This is a genomic window from Bartonella sp. CB10SXKL (assembly GCF_042195515.1).
GTDB lineage: Bacteria > Pseudomonadota > Alphaproteobacteria > Rhizobiales > Rhizobiaceae > Bartonella.
In genome coordinates this window covers 1-931 of the sequence record NZ_JBHION010000099.1, presented here as the reverse complement: position 1 = coordinate 931, position 931 = coordinate 1, and the positions used below count along the sequence as shown (strand labels likewise).

The 931-nt window shown below is 38.2% G+C and carries 1 protein-coding gene; it reads left to right on the top strand.

Features of this window, described 5'->3' with window-relative positions; all coding sequences use genetic code 11:
• Positions 1-46: 46 nt before the first annotated feature.
• On the top strand, positions 47-478 hold the full coding sequence (locus ACFIK3_RS09650) for a hypothetical protein (protein WP_375661115.1): 432 nt from the start codon (positions 47-49) through the stop codon (positions 476-478).
• Positions 479-931 lie beyond the last annotated feature (453 nt).

Below are 931 nucleotides of genomic sequence, written 5' to 3'. Positions count from 1 at the left end.
AAATTAGTGGCTCCACCGTAATCGTAGAACGTGAGAAATAGTAATCATGGAAAAGAAATATGAACTTACTGATGAAACAATCGAAGTTGGGGGCAAAACTCTTCACCGCATTCGTGCATTGAGAAGCTTCGGAAAAATCAAGAAAGGTGACCTAGGCGGCTTTATAGAAGGTGAGAGCAACTTAAGTCATGAAGGAGACTGTTGGGTTTATGATGATGCCATGGTTTATAGCGGTGCAAAAGTTTACAACAATGCCAAGGTATTTGATAACTCAAAAGTTTGTTATTTTGCAAATATTTATGAAAATGCAACAATTCATCATAACGCAAAAATATATGGTGGTCGTATTTTTGGAAAAGCACATGTTTACGAAAATGCAAGTGTTCATTGCAATGCAGAAGTGTATGGTAACGCACACATTTACGGAGATTCAGAGGTTCGTGGAGGCAGTATTATCACAACGAGCGAGAGAAGATAATTATTATGTATAGATATGAAATTAAACCTACTTTGTGTTCGCAGTTAGTTGTGAGAAATACCCACAATCCAGGTGAACTTTGTATAACGATCTCTGGAGATAAGGGCGAGCCCTATGTAGATACCATAATCTCTAAAGACAAAATAGATGCCTTCTTAAGTGAAGAGAATATCGTGCCAATGGAACTCATAGGATCGCAATGCTTTGCATTTTCATACGAATTCAGACCGTTTGCATGCACTAGATTTGAAATGATACCACCCAATTCAGATGAATCTTTCTTGTTGACGCTATATTCTGATCATTGTGCATATATAAAACGCATTCCAATTGATCGGATTGTACAACCTGTAAAGACAAAACTCTAACACCCCAAAACCAGCCTTTTAACACAAGCGTGATTCACGCCACGGGGGAATTGCGCGCAAATCAAGGAAACCAACATGACAAATT